The 17,144-nt window shown below is 51.1% G+C and carries 16 protein-coding genes; 9 read left to right on the plus strand and 7 right to left on the minus strand.

Translation table 11 applies throughout. The features are described 5' to 3' along the window. Nucleotides 1-24: 24 nt before the first annotated feature. Genes hemW through GWK09_RS03550 form a run of 3 tightly spaced genes read right to left on the minus strand, consistent with a single transcriptional unit; the run spans nt 25 to nt 2,203 of the window. Complete coding sequence (gene hemW / locus GWK09_RS03540; protein ID WP_163691623.1) at nt 25-1,167, minus strand: radical SAM family heme chaperone HemW; 1,143 nt, start codon at nt 1,165-1,167, stop codon at nt 25-27. Continuing rightward, nucleotides 1,167-1,721: a crossover junction endodeoxyribonuclease RuvC gene (gene ruvC / locus GWK09_RS03545; RefSeq protein ID WP_163691624.1), complete on the minus strand. Its 555-nt coding sequence runs from the start codon at nt 1,719-1,721 to the stop codon at nt 1,167-1,169. Before ruvC ends, hemW begins: the two co-directional genes overlap by 1 nt. After that, nucleotides 1,718-2,203, minus strand: a complete 486-nt coding sequence (locus tag GWK09_RS03550; protein WP_163691625.1) for a hypothetical protein — start codon at nt 2,201-2,203, stop codon at nt 1,718-1,720. Before GWK09_RS03550 ends, ruvC begins: the two co-directional genes overlap by 4 nt. Before the next feature lie 107 nt (nt 2,204-2,310). Here GWK09_RS03550 and GWK09_RS03555 point away from each other — a divergent pair, with 107 nt between their 5' ends. Beyond that, nucleotides 2,311-2,826: a DUF456 domain-containing protein gene (locus tag GWK09_RS03555; protein ID WP_163691626.1), complete on the plus strand. Its 516-nt coding sequence runs from the start codon at nt 2,311-2,313 to the stop codon at nt 2,824-2,826. Between the two features lie 12 nt (nt 2,827-2,838). On the opposite strand, the gene GWK09_RS03560 is transcribed toward GWK09_RS03555, so the two are convergent. Beyond that, complete coding sequence (locus tag GWK09_RS03560; protein WP_163691627.1) at nt 2,839-3,393, minus strand: nitroreductase family protein; 555 nt, start codon at nt 3,391-3,393, stop codon at nt 2,839-2,841. Nucleotides 3,394-3,502: 109 nt separating this feature from the next. On the opposite strand from GWK09_RS03560, the gene hutH reads away from it, so the two are divergent. From hutH to hutG, 4 genes are read left to right on the plus strand one after another with little or no spacing between them, the layout of a single operon-like run. Then, nucleotides 3,503-5,083 (plus strand): histidine ammonia-lyase, encoded by a 1,581-nt coding sequence (gene hutH / locus GWK09_RS03565; RefSeq protein WP_204260353.1) that lies wholly within the window; start codon nt 3,503-3,505, stop codon nt 5,081-5,083. A 3-nt stretch (nt 5,084-5,086) separates the two neighbouring features. Next, nucleotides 5,087-6,343, plus strand: a complete 1,257-nt coding sequence (hutI, locus tag GWK09_RS03570; RefSeq protein ID WP_163691629.1) for an imidazolonepropionase — start codon at nt 5,087-5,089, stop codon at nt 6,341-6,343. Beyond that, entirely contained in the window at nt 6,340-8,373 is a 2,034-nt protein-coding gene (locus tag GWK09_RS03575) for a urocanate hydratase (protein ID WP_163691630.1), read from the plus strand. The genes hutI and GWK09_RS03575 overlap by 4 nt, the downstream gene beginning before the upstream one ends. 14 nt (nt 8,374-8,387) lie before the next feature. Further along, nucleotides 8,388-9,359 carry a formimidoylglutamase gene (gene hutG / locus GWK09_RS03580; RefSeq protein ID WP_163691631.1) on the plus strand — a complete coding sequence of 324 codons (972 nt, stop codon included), beginning with the start codon at nt 8,388-8,390 and terminating at the stop codon, nt 9,357-9,359. Here hutG and GWK09_RS03585 read toward each other — a convergent pair. Then, the gene (locus tag GWK09_RS03585; RefSeq protein ID WP_163691632.1) at nt 9,351-10,508 is read right to left on the minus strand and encodes a homogentisate 1,2-dioxygenase; all 1,158 of its coding nucleotides are present in this window, start codon (nt 10,506-10,508) and stop codon (nt 9,351-9,353) included. The two genes, hutG and GWK09_RS03585, sit on opposite strands and share 9 nt — an antisense overlap. A 564-nt stretch (nt 10,509-11,072) precedes the next feature. Here GWK09_RS03585 and GWK09_RS03590 point away from each other — a divergent pair. Together GWK09_RS03590 and GWK09_RS03595 are read left to right on the plus strand one after the other, a co-directional pair. Beyond that, nucleotides 11,073-12,272, plus strand: a complete 1,200-nt coding sequence (locus GWK09_RS03590; RefSeq protein ID WP_163691633.1) for a hypothetical protein — start codon at nt 11,073-11,075, stop codon at nt 12,270-12,272. A gap of 74 nt (nt 12,273-12,346) precedes the next feature. Continuing rightward, complete coding sequence (locus GWK09_RS03595; protein ID WP_163691634.1) at nt 12,347-12,565, plus strand: hypothetical protein; 219 nt, start codon at nt 12,347-12,349, stop codon at nt 12,563-12,565. Nucleotide 12,566: 1 nt separating this feature from the next. On the opposite strand, the gene GWK09_RS03600 is transcribed toward GWK09_RS03595, so the two are convergent. After that, nucleotides 12,567-13,469, minus strand: coding sequence for a universal stress protein (locus tag GWK09_RS03600; RefSeq protein ID WP_163691635.1), 903 nt, complete (start codon nt 13,467-13,469; stop codon nt 12,567-12,569). 142 nt (nt 13,470-13,611) lie between these two features. Then, complete coding sequence (locus GWK09_RS03605) at nt 13,612-14,301, minus strand: Crp/Fnr family transcriptional regulator (protein WP_239530592.1); 690 nt, start codon at nt 14,299-14,301, stop codon at nt 13,612-13,614. 182 nt (nt 14,302-14,483) lie between these two features. Here GWK09_RS03605 and GWK09_RS03610 point away from each other — a divergent pair, with 182 nt between their 5' ends. Then, nucleotides 14,484-16,859: a heavy metal translocating P-type ATPase gene (locus GWK09_RS03610; RefSeq protein ID WP_163691636.1), complete on the plus strand. Its 2,376-nt coding sequence runs from the start codon at nt 14,484-14,486 to the stop codon at nt 16,857-16,859. A 69-nt stretch (nt 16,860-16,928) separates the two neighbouring features. Then, nucleotides 16,929-17,144, plus strand: a complete 216-nt coding sequence (gene ccoS / locus GWK09_RS03615) for a cbb3-type cytochrome oxidase assembly protein CcoS (protein ID WP_163691637.1) — start codon at nt 16,929-16,931, stop codon at nt 17,142-17,144.

A 17,144-nucleotide genomic window follows, 5' to 3' on the forward strand; every position in this document is an offset into this window, starting at 1 on the left:
TGCTCAGTGGAGTATAATATGAGTTTATGTTTTCTTTTCTAAAGGTAGCATAAATAGGTCGGCCGCAAGTCCGTCACTGAGGAACTTACCTTTGAGGGATACCCGAAGCGTATCCCCGTCCAGATACAGGTACTGGTCTTCGAGATGCCTTTCAGCCTGCCTGAGGAGGTACTCCCGGAAATGACTTCCAAACTCCTGTTCTATACGTTGGAGGGAAACCCCCCACATCGTCCGCAGTCCGGTCATGACGTATTCGTTGTACAGGTCTCTTTGAGTCAAAATTTCGGTTTCAGCAGGGAGTCGACCCTGCTGGATCCCTTTGATATAAAGAGTGTTGTTCGAAATATTCCAGGACCGCTGCTGCCCGTTGAAAGAATGGGCAGAAGGCCCAATCCCCAGGTAGGTCTTGCCCTGCCAGTAAGCCGTATTGTTCCGGGAGAAATACCCGGGTTTCCCGAAATTGGACAATTCGTAATGCAGGAACCCGGCCGATTCCAGCGTGGTGACCAGGTGACGGAACTGGGCCTCGGCCTTTTCATCATCCACTTCAGGGACGATGCCTTTGTCAATGAATTTTTTCAGGGCAGTTCCCGGTTCCACTGTAAGGGCGTAACTTGAGATATGAGGCACCTGGTAACTCAGAGCGATCTCAATATTCTGTTTCCAGCGTTCGTCCTCCGCGATGGGAATACCATAGATCAGGTCGATGGAAATATTGTCGAATTGTTCCCTGGCCATTGCCAGGGTTGCCCTGGCCTGTTCTGCATTGTGGGCACGGTTCATGAATCTGAGGTCTTCATCAAAGAAGGATTGAACCCCGATGCTTAGCCTGTTCACTTTGGATACGGCAAAATGTCCAAGTTTTTCCGAAGACAGGTCGTCCGGATTAGCCTCCAGGGTGATCTCCGGGTCCTCCCCCACCACATAGTGATCCAATACGGTTTGGATCAGCCGGTCGGTCTCCTGAGTGTCCAGGACGGAGGGCGTACCCCCTCCGAAGTAAATGGTGTCTACCACCTGCCCTGTCAACTCTTCCTTTCGCATGAGCAATTCCTTTTCGAGAGCAAGTAGCATCTCTTCCTTTTTCTTCAGGCTGGTGGAAAAGTGGAAGTCGCAGTAATGGCAGGCCTGTTTGCAAAAGGGGATATGGATGTATACACCGGCCATCAGCGATCGATTCGGTCCCCGTTCTGTTTTACGAAAGCGGCCCATCCTGTATAGGATTTGCCCTGTGTGACCTTTCCCTGGTTGTAAAAATGGCATACGGCTGCGGCCAGCCCATCCGTACTGTCCAGGTTTTTAGGGAGTGACTCCAGTTTGAGTACCTGTTGCAGCATCCTGGCCACTTGTTCCTTACTCGCATTTCCGTTACCCGTAATGGCCATTTTTATCTTCTTGGGAAAGTATTCGGTGATGGGAATCTGCCTGCTAAGACCTGCGGCCATGGCCACTCCCTGTGCCCTCCCCAGTTTCAGCATGGACTGGACGTTCTTGCCATAAAAAGGGGCTTCGATGGCGATCTCATCGGGATGATAGGTTTCGATCAGGGAGATGGTCCTGTCATAGATCATCTTGAGTTTGGTAAAAGGGTCGTTGTACTTCTTGAGTATGAGTTCATTCATCTGGATGAATGACATTTGTGAGCCCACGACCTTGATGATCCCGAACCCCATGATGGTGGTCCCGGGGTCGATTCCCATGATGATCTTCTCTTTTTTCACCCGTTCTGTTTTGTGGTTATCTCCAGGGGTAATCTGAAGCGGCTCCTTACCGGCATGCCGCGTTTCAGCGCCGGTTCGGGTTTTGGCATATTCCTGAGGCTCCTTATTAGGATCTCCCGGAATTCCGGTATCTGGTCCTGAAGGGCACTGTCATTCTGCATCTCCACCACCTGTATCTCCCCTGTGGTCTCCACTAGGAAGTCGATATGTACAGTACTCTGCAGGTCTGTCTTGGAGGTAAACCTGAACTCCTGCAAACTCATTCCGAGGTTCTGCATGAGGGTCAACTCAAAACACGATCGCTGCTCATATTTTGACGCGGTCTCATCACACCCCTCAAAAAGGGGATACTGATCCACATCATTCCAGTCGATCCCCCTCAATTCATCCTCCACCAGTTTCTGCGTCTTAGACTCGGGGTTGGCCAGCCAGTCACATGAAAGCAGGAGGAAAAAACAGCAGCACAAAGCGAAAACCCTCATAGAAGAACGCATTCAGAGCTGAAAATTACGCTTTTTTTTAGTCAAACCGAATTCCCATCCCGTGTAACAAATCTGCCTTACCTTAGTCTTATCGGAAATACAGTTCCATGGACATCGTCTTGCTCGTTCTCGGTTTTATCCTGATGCTCACAGGCATCCTGGGGAGTATTCTGCCTGTCTTACCGGGTACGCCTGTAAGCTGGGTGGGGCTCCTCTTGCTCTACCTCACCAGTGCCGTGCCTTTCGACTGGTGGTTCCTGGGAATCACCCTGGTGATAGCCCTTGTGGTCTTTGCCATGGATTACATCATTCCGGCCATGGGAACACGGAGGTTTGGCGGCACCAGGTCCGGAATGATAGGCACCACCCTCGGACTGGTGGTGGCCATCATCTTTCCCGTGCTCGGCATTTTTGGCATTGTTTTCTGGCCCTTCCTCGGGGCTTTTTTGGGGGAATTAGTGAACAAGGCAGACCAGAAATCGGCCCTCAAAGCTGCCTTCGGTTCCTTTATCGGATTCCTGACAGGTACCTTCCTCAAATTCGTGGTCACGGTGATCTTCCTGGGTCTTTTTATTGCCAAGGCCTGGGAATACAGGGCAGAACTCTTCCCCTTCTTCTATTGAACCGGGCCACCTCTAATTTAGCCAGACCGTTTTTTCCTCCACAGGGGACCTGACACCGGGTTCCGGTTCTTCGTCGTAATACCCCATATAAAAGAATCCCAGGCATTTTTCGCCTTCCGCCAATGGAAAGAATTCGTCCATAAATCGGATAAGGGAAGGGGAACTCCAGTAGGCCCCTATCCTCATGGAAGTACAGCAAAGCCACATGTTCTGCACGGCCATGGCCGTCGCTGCGATCTCTTCCCATTCAGGAACGCTTTCTTCCGGGTCGCGTTGCATACAGATCGCTATGATAACAGCTGACTGTTGTGTTTTTTCAAGGATCTTTTTGGCTTTGATCTCCTTGGGCCGGGGCTCTGTTTCCCGGTACTTTGCAGACAGGAAATATCCCAGACTTTCCCTGGAGGCCCCTGTCAGCACCTTAAAACGCCAGGGTTCTGTCTTTCGGTGGGTAGGAGCCCAACGGGCAGCTTCGAGTATTTTTTCGATGTCCTTTCTGTCTATAGGTTTGTCATTGTACTGGGCCGGGAATACTGCGCGGCGACTTTTGATAAGATCGATGATCATAAATTTCTGTGGGATTAAAATAGGTGATGGTCCATGAGTGTAAGCCTTCTGCCATTTCTGGCGCATCTCAAACTTAATGAATACATTTAGGGTATTCAAATCATAGGAGTTGGTGGAAAAAGATACTATTTTTTATTTCGGGGAAGATCACCTGACTGCGGGTAAGGCACTTTCCCTCGGAAGGCTGGAAATTCGAGGGGAGATCAAAAAAGCCACCTGGGAAAGGATCAGGGAGAGCCACCGGGTGGTCCAGCGTATCGTAGATACAGGGGAGCCTGTCTACGGGATCAACACGGGGTTTGGACCTCTTTGCACCACCAGTATTTCACGGGAAGAGACGCGGATCCTCCAGAAAAATATCCTTCAAAGTCACAGCGTAGGCGTAGGAGATCCCGTAGATCCTGAGATTGCAAAACTCATGCTCGTACTCAAGATCCACTCCCTTGCAAAGGGATTTTCCGGCATCTCTGAAAATACTCTCAAAAGGCTCCTCTGGCACGTGGAGAATGACGCCATCCCCATAGTTCCCTCAAAGGGATCTGTGGGGGCATCCGGAGATCTTGCCCCCTTATCACACCTCTTCTTACCCCTGCTCGGCCTGGGGAAGGTACATTTCAGGGGTGAGGTGATCTCGGGGGAACAGCTCCTGCAAAAAACAGGGTTAGCACCCATAGAATTGGGCCCCAAAGAGGGCCTGGCCCTGATCAATGGCACCCAGTTCATCGCTGCGCACGCCATCAAGGTCCTGGACGGTTTCCACAATTGCCTGACGCATGCAGACATCATTGGGGCCATGATGATAGAAGGGCTACAGGGATCGCTTAAACCGTTTTACAACCAACTCCACGACCTAAGGCCCTTTAAAGGAACTCAGCACGTCGCCCGGCGTATCAAGTCCCTTCTGGAGGGATCGGAGATCATGGAAGACCACATCGATTGTGAGCGGGTTCAGGACCCGTATTCCCTCAGGTGCATCCCGCAAGTTCACGGGGCTTCCCGCAATGCCTGGCTCCACCTTAAAGAGCTTCTGGAGGTTGAACTGAATTCCGTGACGGACAACCCTGTCATTATCGATGAATCCCTGACGATCAGCGGGGGGAATTTCCACGGCCAGCCCCTGGCTATGGCCCTAGATTATGCCTGCCTGGCAGCATCCGAACTCGGCAATATTTCGGACAGGAGGATCTACCTCGCTTTGGAAGGCAATAGTCCGGGCATCCCGAAACTCCTGATGAAGGAGACGGGGATCAATTCGGGCTATATGATCCTGCAATACACCTCCGCAGCCCTGGCCAGTGAGAACAAGATCTTGTGTTTCCCTGCCAGTGCTGACAGTATTCCCACCTCCCTCGGACAGGAAGACCATGTAAGTATGGGATCGATTGCAGGGAGGAAGGCCTTGCAGGTCATAGAAAACGTACAGAAGATCCTGGCCATCGAACTCCTGACAGCCGCCCAGGCTTTCGAGTTCAGAAAACCATTGAGATCGGGAGCCATCCTCGAAATGGTCCATAAGGAGGTACGCAAAAAGGTCTCCTTTGCATCCAGCGACCGCGTCTTCGCAGACGACATTGAAGAGGGGATCCGGATGATCAGGGAAAAGTCGGTCATTGAGGCGGTAAGGGCCATCAGCAATAAAAAAGGCTATTCCCTCAAGACCCCCTTCTGGAAAGAATTTGAAGTGTATTAATTCATGAATACTTACGCCTATATCGGTCCGTTTACAGAACTTCTCCCTATGGATGCCCTCTCTCTGAAGGGTGGGCTACGGGAAGAATCCCTAAAGGTGTTACACCATCAGGGAATACTGGTAAAAGACGGTACTATCCTTGAGATCGATGACCATTCAAGGCTCATATCCAAGGCCAGGGAGGTTGGGGCGGAAATAACGATCATCGACATACCAGTGGTTGCCCTTCCGGGCTTTATCGACTGCCATACCCATATTTGCTTCAGCGGTTCCAGGGCCGGAGATTACGCCCTGAGGAACGCCGGTAGCACCTACCTGGAGATCTCCAAAGCCGGGGGAGGGATCTGGGATACGGTGACAAAGACGAGACAGGCCTCAGAGGAAGAACTAACCCTCGGGATCGTTGCCAGGGCTGAGAAACACCTGGCTCAGGGCGTTACTACCATGGAAGTGAAAAGTGGGTACGGCCTGCAGGTAGAGGAGGAACTCAAGATGCTCAGGGCGATCAGGAATGCCAGGGCATCCCTTTCTGTCGATCTTGTCAGCACCTGCCTGGCAGCCCATATGCTTCCGCGGGATTTCAAAGGGTCGAGGAAGGAATATTTGGAGGTGCTGGGGGAAGAACTACTGCCAAAGATCAAGGCAGAAGGACTCTCCAAACGGGTGGATGCCTTTATTGAAGAAGGAGCCTTTTCCCCTTCGGATATCATCCCTTATTTTAAAAAGGCCAGGGCCCTGTGTTTCGATATCACGGTCCATGCAGATCAGTTCACTACGGGAGGCAGCCAGGTTGCCATAGATTACCAGGCAATCAGTGCAGATCACCTGGAGGCCAGCACTTCAAAAGAGATCGCAGCCCTTGGAAGTAGCAATGTGGTGGCCGTTGCCCTACCGGGGGCAAGTCTGGGCCTGGGTTGTGGATTTGCACCCGCCCGTGACCTCCTAGATGCCGGAGCCAGCCTGGCCATTGCCAGCGACCACAATCCGGGATCTGCTCCCATGGGGCAACTCCTTACCCAGGCAGCCATCCTTGGAGCTATGCAGAAACTGAATACGGCGGAGGTCTTTGCGGGGATCACCTTCAGGGCGGCCGCAGCCCTTAACCTGCATGACCGTGGGGTCCTTGCAAAAGGAAAGCTCGCAGACCTGGTCCTCTTCCCGACATCCGACCACAGGGAGATCCTTTACCACCAGGGCAGCCTTCAGCCCATGTACACCATCAAAAGGGGAAAAGTCATTTATCCTAAACCAAAAGCATGAGCACTACTACAGAAAAATCGTTCAAAGAACAACTGCTCGAAGGCATTCCTTCCCGTCTCCCCCCAAAAACCACCGGAAGGAGCCAGGTTAGCCATGCGCCGGCCCGGAAACAGATCCTGACGGATGAGGAAAAACGCCTGGCCCTCCGCAATGCCCTCCGCTATTTCCCCAAAGACTGGCACGGGGAACTCGCTGCTGATTTTGCCGAGGAACTGAATACCTACGGGCGAATCTATATGTACAGGTTCAAACCGAGCTATCCCATGTACGCCCGACCCATAGGGGACTACCCCGCCAGGACGCCCCAGACGGCTGCTATCATGCTGATGATACAGAACAACCTGGACCCTTCTGTCGCACAACATCCGGACGAGCTCATAACCTACGGTGGAAACGGGGCGGTCTTCCAGAACTGGGCGCAATACCTCCTTACCATGCAGTATCTGGCCACCATGACCGAAACACAGACATTGCATATGTACTCTGGCCATCCGCTTGGCCTCTTTCCTTCCTCAAAAGACGCCCCCAGGGTGGTGATCACCAACGGGATGATGATACCGAACTACTCCAAACCGGACGACTGGGAACGGTTCAATGCCCTTGGGGTGACCCAGTACGGGCAAATGACGGCTGGTTCGTATATGTACATCGGCCCTCAGGGCATCGTACACGGGACCACCATTACCGTGATGAACGCATTCAGGAGGGTACTCAGTTCCGGTGAAGGTCCGGAGGGCAAATTGTTCCTGACCTCCGGTCTAGGGGGAATGAGCGGGGCCCAACCCAAAGCGGGAAATATTGCCGGGTGTGTCACCGTATGTGCAGAGGTGAACCCGGCTGCTGCCCGGAAACGCCACGAACAGGGTTGGGTAGACGAGCTTCACGACTCCCTTTCCCAACTCGTCCTTCGCACACGAAAAGCCATGAAAGGAAAAGAAGTGGTGTCCCTGGCCTACGTGGGCAATGTAGTGGATGTTTGGGAGCAATTCCTGGAAGAAGACATCTTTGTGAGCCTGGGATCCGATCAGACCTCCCTCCACAATCCCTGGGCAGGGGGTTATTACCCTGCCGGAATGGGTTTTGAGGAAGCCAACACCCTCATGGTGAAAGATCCAGGGCAATTCAAAGTCAGGGTTCAGGAATCCCTGAGAAAACAGGTGGCCCTCATCAATGCGCATGCAGAGAAAGGGACCTATTTCTTCGATTACGGCAATGCTTTCCTCCTGGAAGCCAGCAAAGCAGGGGCAGATGTGATGGCAGGAAATACCGCCGATTTCAGATACCCTTCCTATGTACAGGACATCCTGGGGCCCCTGTGTTTCGACTACGGCTTTGGCCCGTTCCGCTGGGTTTGCACCTCGTGCGATCCAGAAGACCTTCGGAAAACGGACCAGATCGCCATTGAGGTCATGAGAAGCATCAGGGAACACGCCCCTGAAGAGATCCGGCAGCAAATGCAGGACAATATCCACTGGATTGAGCAGGCCGAGAGGAACAACCTCGTCGTGGGATCCCAGGCGAGGATCCTCTATGCAGATGCTGAAGGCAGGACAGCTATTGCCCTGGCCTTCAATGAGGCCATTAGAAAGTGCCGACTCAATGCCCCAGTCGTCCTCGGCAGGGACCACCACGATGTGAGTGGAACGGATTCCCCCTTCAGGGAGACCAGCAATATTTACGATGGCAGTAAGTACACGGCAGATATGGCCATTCACAATGTTATAGGCGACAGTTTCCGGGGTGCCACCTGGGTATCCATACACAATGGTGGCGGGGTTGGCTGGGGAGAGGTGATCAACGGTGGCTTCGGCATGGTCCTCGACGGAAGCGAGGCTGCGGCTGGCAGGATCCGTAAAATGCTTTTCTACGACGTAAACAATGGCATTGCCCGCAGGAGCTGGGCCAGAAATCCGGAGGCCCTTTTCGCCATAAAAAGGGAAATGGAGCGAACCCCGGAAATGAAGGTCACCCTGCCTTTCCTGGTAGATGACGACCTCATCGACAAGGTTTATAAAAAGCAATATCCTTAAAGAAACAGCTCACCATGAATGGAAAATATACTCCCCCGGACCCCTCATTGTGGTCGGGCCGCAATTCCGGCCAGCAGGAATACCTGCATGAGAAGGTACAATTGGCCGAGGCCTTGGGAGAAGAAACATTCCAATCAGATGCCCGTTCCTTCGCCCTGTTAGGCTATGCATGCGATGAAGGGGTCAGGCGCAATGGAGGCCGGGTTGGGGCTGCAGAAGGGCCGGATGCTATTAGGAAGGAACTTGGCAAAATGGCCAGTCACCTTTCTCCGAAGGACGAGGTGATCGATCTGGGAAATGTCTGCTGTATTGGGGGTGATGTGGAGGAGACCCAGAAGATGCTGTCAGAACTCGTGGCGAAAATCATCCACCAGGGAGGATTTCCTGTACTCCTGGGAGGAGGGCACGACATATCCCTGGCCCATTACCGCGGACTAAGGTCGACCCTGCCCCCCTCTCAAAGCCTGGGCATTATCAACTTCGATGCGCACTTCGACCTGAGAACCCATGAAAATGGCAATCATTCCGGCAGCCCTTTTTACCAGATCGCGGAGGATTGCAGGAAGATCGACCAGCCATTTCAATATCTCTGCCTGGGGATCCGCAGAGAGGCCAATCCGCCTGAGTTATTCAGAAGGGCCCGCGAATTGGGTGTAGAATATCTGGAACTAAAGGATTTTACTTTGAATCGATTGGAGGGCGTGAAAAAAAGTCTCAGAGGCTTCCTGGATACCTTGGACCGTGTCTATGTGACCGTAGATATGGATGGGTTTTCCTCGGCCTTCTCCCCGGGGGTTAGCGCGGCATCCCCAATGGGATTTACTCCGGAGATCGTGCTGCTATGCCTGAAGGAGATCCTCACTTCGGGAAAAGTAATGGGTTTGGACGTGGCTGAGACCAACCCGAAATACGACAGGGACCAGCAGACCGCCAAACTCGCGGCCGGCATCATCCATTATATCATGCATGAAAAAAGCCTACTCTAACCAGGAACGGTAATACTTTCCGTCATCCAGGTTCAGGGCGGTCTGTGTAAGCTGCAGGGGTCTGAAAGTATCGATCATCACTGCCAGTTCCTCAGTTCCTTTTTTCCCAATACTCGCCTCATAGGTCCCCGGATGAGGTCCGTGGGGGATACCCGCGGGATGGAGGGAGATATACCCTTTGTCTATCCCCTTTCGGCTCATAAAATCCCCATCCACGTAATAGAGGACCTCGTCCGAATCTATATTGGAATGGTTGTAGGGGGCCGGTATGGCCTCCGGATGATAATCGTAGAGCCTCGGACAGAAGGAGCAAACCACAAAAGCACTGGTCTCAAAGGTCTGATGCACAGGTGGCGGCTGGTGCACACGCCCGGTAATGGGCTCAAAATCGTGTATGGAGAACGCATAGGGGTAATTGTACCCGTCCCATCCCACCACGTCAAAAGGATGGGTGGCGTAGATCAGGTGGTGGAGGTGACCCTGCTTCTTGACCTTGATCAGGAAGTCCCCTTTTTCATCATGGGTCTCCAGGTTTTGAGGGAGCCTGAAATCCCGCTCGCAAAAGGGGGAATGTTCGAGGTGCTGTCCGAACCAGTTCCGATAGCGTTTTGGAGTATAGATGGGGTGATAAGATTCCGTGATTAAAAGTCGGTTTTCCGGAGTATCGAATTGGATCTGGTAGATCATCCCCCTGGGTATCAGGATGTAATCCCCGTATCCGAAAGGGATCTCCCCGAGCAGGGTTTTCAGAGTACCAGAACCCTGGTGGACAAACAGCAACTCATCCGCGTCTGCATTCTTGTAAAAATAGTCTGTCATGGACTTCCTGGGGGCCGCCAGCCCAATATGCGCATCCCCGTTGAAAAGGATCACTTTCCGGCTTGTGAGATAGTCGTCCTCCGAAGGCAGTTCCAGGCCTTTAAGCAATCTCGACTTCACATGGTATTGAACCGCTGCCTTAGGGCTAATGTCTATCGTCTTCTCGATCTCCTTCACCTGTGTCGGCCTGTGGATGTGGTACATGAGGGAGGACATCCCGTCAAAACCTATGGTGCCGAACAATTGCTCGTAATAAAGACTGCCATCGGGCTTCTTAAAAGTAGTATGTCTCTTGTGTGGAATCTTCCCTAAAGTGTGATATAGCGGCATGGTGCAGAGGCATTTAATTAGTCCCTAAAATTACAACAAATACGGCCGAAAGAAAAATTTCAATATGGAAGAAAGAGGAGGAAATCATCGCGGTCTGAGGTCACCATTGACGGGGATCACCACGCCTTAAAAAGAAAAAAGCCTCCCAACTTGGAAAGCCTTTCATTGGCTGCTACTAATCGCTTAGTTCGCAACACCGGCTCCATTTTCATGAAGCCCAACACAACAAGGCAAAGATAGGAAAGCTTTTTGAAACATGCGGCATCCCCTGCGGGAATTTGTGCCGACATAGAATATCCGGACCTCAATTCCTGTGTCTATTCCGCTCTTTCGTGAGACTTCAAGGCCTTACGCCTCTTTAAATCATCGATGAAATACCCATCCACCCCGATTTGGAAAATCGCGAAAACCAGATGATAAACAGGATTTTAGGATGAACGGTATGAGCAGGATTCCTTAATCGATTTTGTCCGTGAGTTGGTCGGCATCGGGTATGTTCCGCCTGATACGCGAGTTTATTTAGAGAAGCTCTGAACCCCGGTTCGGGACAAAACACAACCTGCGATGAAGATAAAGAATGTATTGCTGTGGATACTCATTTCGAGCCTGGCCTCCTGTATGGAGGATGTGACCACGGTATACGAGAAACACGTCACGGAAACGGTCCTTATCGATATCCCCGCTGAGGAAACCCAGCAGGAAATGGCAGAGGTCACCCCCGAAAAGGTGTACCATTGGATGTCGGGTTTGCAAAGGTCCAGCGGACTCGTGGAAAGTACGGAGTACACCAATTTCGTCTCTCTTTACGACAATGCCCTTGCAGCTCTTACCTTTATGGAAGAAGGCGATCTGGATAAGGCAGAGCGGATCTTCGACTTTTTCAATGAGCGTTTGCAATCGGAGTTCCACGCCAACAACGGGGGATTTTTTCAGTACAGGGATGCCTCAGGAGAAGGGGGTTCCAGGATCTGGATGGGGGATAACGCCTGGCTGCTCCGGGCCCTGAACCACTATCACGAAACCACACAGTCTGAACGCTATAATACCATGGCTCGAGACCTGGAAACGTGGTTGCGATCACTGCAGGAAACAGACGGTGGACTCAGAGGGGGCACCAATGAAGACGGGAGTGCAATTCCCAGGGTCACCGAAGGAATCATCACCGCCTTCAACGCGGTAAAGGGCTATGATGAGTTCCACGAGCGTATCCTTTTATTCCTGGGAGAACAACGATGGGATCCTCTTGAAATGGCGCTGATCACGGATTCGGAAAATCCGGCCTACCAGCATGCAATGGACCTCTATTCCCTGGGATACCTCATCCTGGACGGATACCCGGAAGAAATATTGCAAAAAGCCGACCGGTTCCTTACCACCCAGCATGCTACCGCCCAGAAAAATGCGGTGAGCGGGTATTGTTTCGATGATGACAGGGACGTGGTGTGGCTTGAGGGAAGTGCCCAAATGGCCATGGCTTACCAGGTAGCAGAGCATCATGAAGCTGTTCAGGAAATTATATTGGAGATGGATAGAGCCTTTATCCCCGGGGAGATCAATGAAGAGGTCATGGGGCTGCCCTATACGTCGAATCCAGGGACCAATTTCGGAGCCACCCAACTCTGGGCTCATGCAGACAAGACCCCTGCGGTCTCCTCGACCGCCTGGTACCTGATGGTGAGGAAGGGCTTCGATCCCTTTTTGCTGGAAAGGGATAAAGAGATCCCTACATCGGTCAGGTTTTGGACGGGTTCAGGGGTGAACTGATAGGAACGCCCGGATTTTGCCATTTCCTTAACAGGATACGTACGGGATATCTCGTAATTTTATCCTAAAAGGTTATGAGAGATTCTGCAATGTTCTGGGTGGGAAGTACCACCCTCGTACTGCTTACCGTGACTATCATGGCGGCAATGGACTTCCCCTTTAACTGGGTTTTCTATATCACTGTCCTGGGGCAGGTAATGATCGTCTACATGGTGTACAGGGTCCTGACGGATGAATACACCACTACCAAGACTTTTGAAGACTTTTACGAAGACCACCCCATTCGGGAATAGTTCACTTCACCAGCTGCATTTCCTTTTCTTTCTTTGGATTACCCGGGGCGCTCATGCCTAGCTCAGGGATCACCAGCAAGGGTACCTGGGTGTGAAAAGCCATCCTTCGTACCACAGGCTCACGGGTCATTCGTTCCATATAGCTATGCTGATAATTGAGCATGGCAAGAAGGTGGATGTCCAGCTCATCCGCAAAGACCTCCAGGGTCTTGGAAACGGAATTCAGTTCAGATACGGTGTGTATATAATGGTCGATCTTTTCGAAATACTTCCGCAACATGTTGAGGTTGAATTGCTGTATTTCAGTAAGGGCCCTGATCTTGTTCTGTACATACACAATGCGGATGGTAGCCTTGAAACTTTTGGCCAGGTCGATCAGGGGTTGTAATTCGGTGCGACTGTAATACCTCTTGAAATCCGTGGCAAAGACCACCTCCTGGGGTTTCACATAGGCAAAGTCTTTGGGAATGGTGAGTACCGGGCATTCCTTTACCGCTTTGATGATCCTTACTGTATTGCTCCCCAGAAAGACCTCATCTACTCCTGATGCCCCTTTGGTCCCTGTGACCACCAGATGGATACCTTCCTGCTCCACGATATTCCTGACCTCTTCGACGAGGATATTAAAGGACGATCTCAACTTGAAGGTATGCTTCTTGTTCCTGTACCCCTTTTTGATCTTTTTCATGATCTCCTCCAGCCCCCTGAGGGAAGTCTCCTTATTACCCTCATCCAGTGAGCTCGACGGCAGGTTAGAGGCCATAAACCGACTGGTGGGGATGACCGGGGTATAGGTGTTCAACAAATGGAATTCACATTCCTCTTTCTTCATTAGTTCCAGGATATACCGGATGGCATTCCATGAATTCTCGGAAAAATCTGTGGGTAGTAAAATACGTTTCATGGGAATTTCTCTACAGTAACAGGGGTAAAAGTAGAGAAGCGAACCAGCGGAAACAATGACATTTATCAGGTTTAAAAGGGCCCTGAGAAGATCTGTAAAATGAACTCTTTGAGGTGTGAAGCAGGTAAATCAGGCTGCTTTTTCAAAACCCATCGACAAGGTCCCTAAGTGCTTTTTCGTTTTGCACGCCTATCTTTTTACCGGAAGTCTTGATGTACTTCTTTTTCTTGAATTCGGAGATGATCCGGATACAGGATTCGGTAGCTGTGCCTACCACGTTGGCGATATCCTCCCGGGAAAGGGTAATGCTGAGATAGCCATCGGCATCTTCCCCAAAGTTGTCCCTTAGGTACAGGAAGGCCTCCGCAATTCGCTGCTTTACCGTTTTCTGCGACATGTTTACGATCACGTCATCTGCTTCCCTCAGGTCGTGGGCCATATGCCGCAGCACTTCCACGGTGAAGTTGGGGTTTTGATGCAACACATCGACGATCCCCTCCTTGGGGATAAAACAGACCTCCATGTCGCTTACGGCAATGGCACTGAGATTGGAAGATTCCTCTGCGATCACCGAGCGCTGTCCCATGACCTCTCCTTTGGAAGCCAGTTTTACGATCTGGTCCTTCCCGTTGGCGCTGAGTTTTGAAAGTTTGGACACTCCGTCACGGACGCAGAAGACGCCGTTCAATTTTTCCCCCTCTGCAAAAATAGCCTCTCCTTTCTTAATGGTCTTGGTCGTTTTTGTATCGGAGACCCGTTTTAATTCCTCTTTGCTCATTGCCCGCAAAGAATTGAATTGCCTGATAATGCAATTCTCACATCTGGTGTTCATGATGTACTGATTTCAGTACTCTAAGGTACGACAATTTGAAGAGTCCTCCATGGAATTCGCGGGATTTTTCTGATCATTCTATGGGTGTATTAGAGGATGAAAATTAAGAATCAAAACTGACTAATATCATATTTTGAGCACGCTACAGTCCGCATCTTTGCCCTCAGGTATGAAGTTAGTGTATGGATAATGAGCGCTGTTTTCACTGCGGGCTCCCCTGTGATATAGATGCTGTACTGTTCCAGGACAAGTCGTTCTGTTGCCAGGGGTGCAAGACGGTGTACGAGATTTTCGACTCAAATGACCTCAGGTACTATTACGAGCTGCAGTCGGCTGCCGGGAAGACCCCCGACTATGCCCCGGGCAAATTCGATTTTCTGGGTAATCCTGAGATTGCGGCCCAACTGCTGGAATTCAATAACGGTAAACACCAGGTCGTTGAGTTCTTTATTCCGTCGATTCATTGCAGTTCCTGCATCTGGGTCCTGGAAAACCTGCAAAAGCTCCTTCCCGAAGTAGTGCAGTCCCAGGTCGATTTTCCAAAAAAGACTGTCAGGATCACCTTTCGCGCCACAGAGACCGATTTGAAAGAGATCGCGATCCTGCTATCGCGCATAGGATACGAACCCAGCATTTCACTCGCCGATTCGGGCCCGCAGAAAAAGCCTGAGGACAAGAGGCTGATCTACCAGCTGGGGGTTGCGGGATTCGCTTTTGGAAATATCATGTTCCTATCCTTTCCCGAATATTTCGAGGTGGAAGAGTTCTGGCTCGACCAGTACAAACTGCTATTCCGATGGCTGATGTTCGCCTTTTCCGTGCCCGTCGTATGCTATGCCGGCCTGGATTACCTCACTTCGGCCTATAAAGGCCTCAGAAGCAAATTCTTGAATATCGACGTGCCCATAGCCCTCGGTATCCTCGTCCTGTTTATCCGGAGTACCCTGGAGATTACTTTCGACTGGGGAAGCGGTTTTTTTGATAGTTTAAGCGGACTCGTATTTTTCCTCCTCCTCGGAAAGTACTTCCAGAAACGCACCTATTCCTTCCTTTCCTTTGAGAGGGACTATAAATCCTATTTTCCCGTGGCCGTTACCCGTATCAACCAATCCCGAGAAGAGGAGATCGTCCAGGTCAACGATGTGGAAAAGGGAGACCGACTGCTCATCCGGCACGGGGAGCTGATCCCGGTAGACGGGATCCTCCAAAACGGGGAGGCAGAGATCGATTACAGCTTCGTAACCGGGGAGGCCAGGCCCGTACACGTGGGCGGGGGCGAAAAACTCTTTGCCGGAGGGAAACAACTCGGAGGGCCTATAGAGATCCTCGCCAACGGAAAGGTTTCCCAGAGTTACCTCACACGCCTCTGGAGCCATTCCGTATTTGGTGAGAGGTCTGAAAGCAGGTTCAAGACCCTGACAGACCGGATCGGTAAACGCTTCACCCTGGCCGTACTTACCATAGCGTTCACATCAGCTATTTTCTGGGCATTTACTGACCCCTCTAAAATATGGAACGTCTTCACAGCCGTACTCATCATTGCCTGCCCTTGTGCCATCGCACTGGCTGCACCCTTTACGATGGGAAACATGCTCCGCATTTTCGGCAAGAGGAAGTTCTATCTCAAGGATGCGGCCGTCATTGAAAAACTGGCAGGCGTGAATACGGTGATCTTTGATAAGACTGGCACCCTGTCTACCCGGAAATACGACCAGATCACCTATGAGGGTGATGCCCTGTCACCCCAAGAAACTTCCCTGTTGAAAAGTACGCTTAGGGCTTCCAATCACCCCCTGAGCCGCTCGTTGTACCAACTATTAAAAGAACACGATATCACAGTACTCGACCAGTATGAAGAACACCTGGGCGAAGGTCTGTATGGATGCAAAGGATCTGCCTCCATCAAGATCGGTTCCTCCGAATTTGTCGATAAGTGTACCAGCAGCAGCCCCGACAGATCGGTGGTACACCTGAGTACGAATCAGGAATACAAGGGACACTTTATTTTACAGAGCCAGTACAGGGACGGCATCTCACCTCTGATGGAGCAACTAGCACAACAGGTAGAGATCGGGGTTCTCTCCGGGGATCACGACGGGGAGAGAAACCGCCTCGAAGTCCTATTGCCCCCACTTACTCCTATGTACTTTAATCAGAGCCCCGAGGATAAACTCCTCTTTGTGAACGGTCTCCAGGATTCGGGAAAACGGGTTATGATGGTTGGAGATGGCCTTAATGATGCAGGGGCCCTCGCTCAAAGCGATGTGGGCATCGCACTTTCGGAAGACATCAATGTCTTCTCCCCTGCCTGCGACGGTATCCTGGATGCCGGGAAATTCAAGTATCTCGGCCAGTACATACAGGCCTCAAAAAAAGCCATGGGGATCATTCGGATGAGCTTTGTTCTGTCACTGCTCTACAACCTCGTAGGGCTGTACTTCGCGGTGACCGGACAGTTGCAGCCCGTGGTGGCGGCCATCCTGATGCCCCTGAGTTCGATCAGTATCGTTGTCTTTACCACCATGGCAACCAACTGGCTAGGAAAATACATTAAATAATAAAAACTGATTTATGTCATTTTTTAAGGAACAGAGCCAAAGTAGTTTTACACCAGAATTCAGGTAGGTATGAGCGTGATTTACGTGTTGCTGACCATCAGCATAATGGTAGCACTCCTTTTTTTTATTGCCTTTATACATTCTGTTCGGAGCGGTCAGTACGAGGACTCCTATACCCCGTCTGTACGGATGCTCTTTGAGGATGAGTTACTCAAATCCGATGAAACCAAAGAGCGGAAGACTCCTGAAATCCAAAAAACCAATTCAAAAAGCAAACAAATGTAA

The sequence above is a fragment of the Muriicola jejuensis genome (genome assembly GCF_010671595.1).
Classification (GTDB): domain Bacteria; phylum Bacteroidota; class Bacteroidia; order Flavobacteriales; family Flavobacteriaceae; genus Muriicola; species Muriicola jejuensis.

Excerpts from the sequence above, each read along its gene's own strand:
- GWK09_RS03590 (WP_163691633.1), top strand. The coding sequence starts at position 11,073 with ATGAAGATAAAGAATGTATTGCTGTGGATACTCATTTCGAGCCTGGCC.
- hutI (WP_163691629.1), top strand. The coding sequence starts at position 5,087 with ATGAATACTTACGCCTATATCGGTCCGTTTACAGAACTTCTCCCTATG.
- GWK09_RS03585 (WP_163691632.1), bottom strand. The coding sequence starts at position 10,508 with ATGCCGCTATATCACACTTTAGGGAAGATTCCACACAAGAGACATACT.
- GWK09_RS03575 (WP_163691630.1), top strand. The coding sequence starts at position 6,340 with ATGAGCACTACTACAGAAAAATCGTTCAAAGAACAACTGCTCGAAGGC.
- GWK09_RS03550 (WP_163691625.1), bottom strand. The coding sequence starts at position 2,203 with ATGAGGGTTTTCGCTTTGTGCTGCTGTTTTTTCCTCCTGCTTTCATGT.
- ccoS (WP_163691637.1), top strand. The coding sequence starts at position 16,929 with ATGAGCGTGATTTACGTGTTGCTGACCATCAGCATAATGGTAGCACTC.
- GWK09_RS03595 (WP_163691634.1), top strand. The coding sequence starts at position 12,347 with ATGAGAGATTCTGCAATGTTCTGGGTGGGAAGTACCACCCTCGTACTG.
- GWK09_RS03610 (WP_163691636.1), top strand. The coding sequence starts at position 14,484 with ATGGATAATGAGCGCTGTTTTCACTGCGGGCTCCCCTGTGATATAGAT.
- hemW (WP_163691623.1), bottom strand. The coding sequence starts at position 1,167 with ATGGCCGGTGTATACATCCATATCCCCTTTTGCAAACAGGCCTGCCAT.
- GWK09_RS03600 (WP_163691635.1), bottom strand. The coding sequence starts at position 13,469 with ATGAAACGTATTTTACTACCCACAGATTTTTCCGAGAATTCATGGAAT.
- GWK09_RS03560 (WP_163691627.1), bottom strand. The coding sequence starts at position 3,393 with ATGATCATCGATCTTATCAAAAGTCGCCGCGCAGTATTCCCGGCCCAG.
- hutG (WP_163691631.1), top strand. The coding sequence starts at position 8,388 with ATGAATGGAAAATATACTCCCCCGGACCCCTCATTGTGGTCGGGCCGC.
- GWK09_RS03555 (WP_163691626.1), top strand. The coding sequence starts at position 2,311 with ATGGACATCGTCTTGCTCGTTCTCGGTTTTATCCTGATGCTCACAGGC.
- GWK09_RS03605 (WP_239530592.1), bottom strand. The coding sequence starts at position 14,301 with ATGAACACCAGATGTGAGAATTGCATTATCAGGCAATTCAATTCTTTG.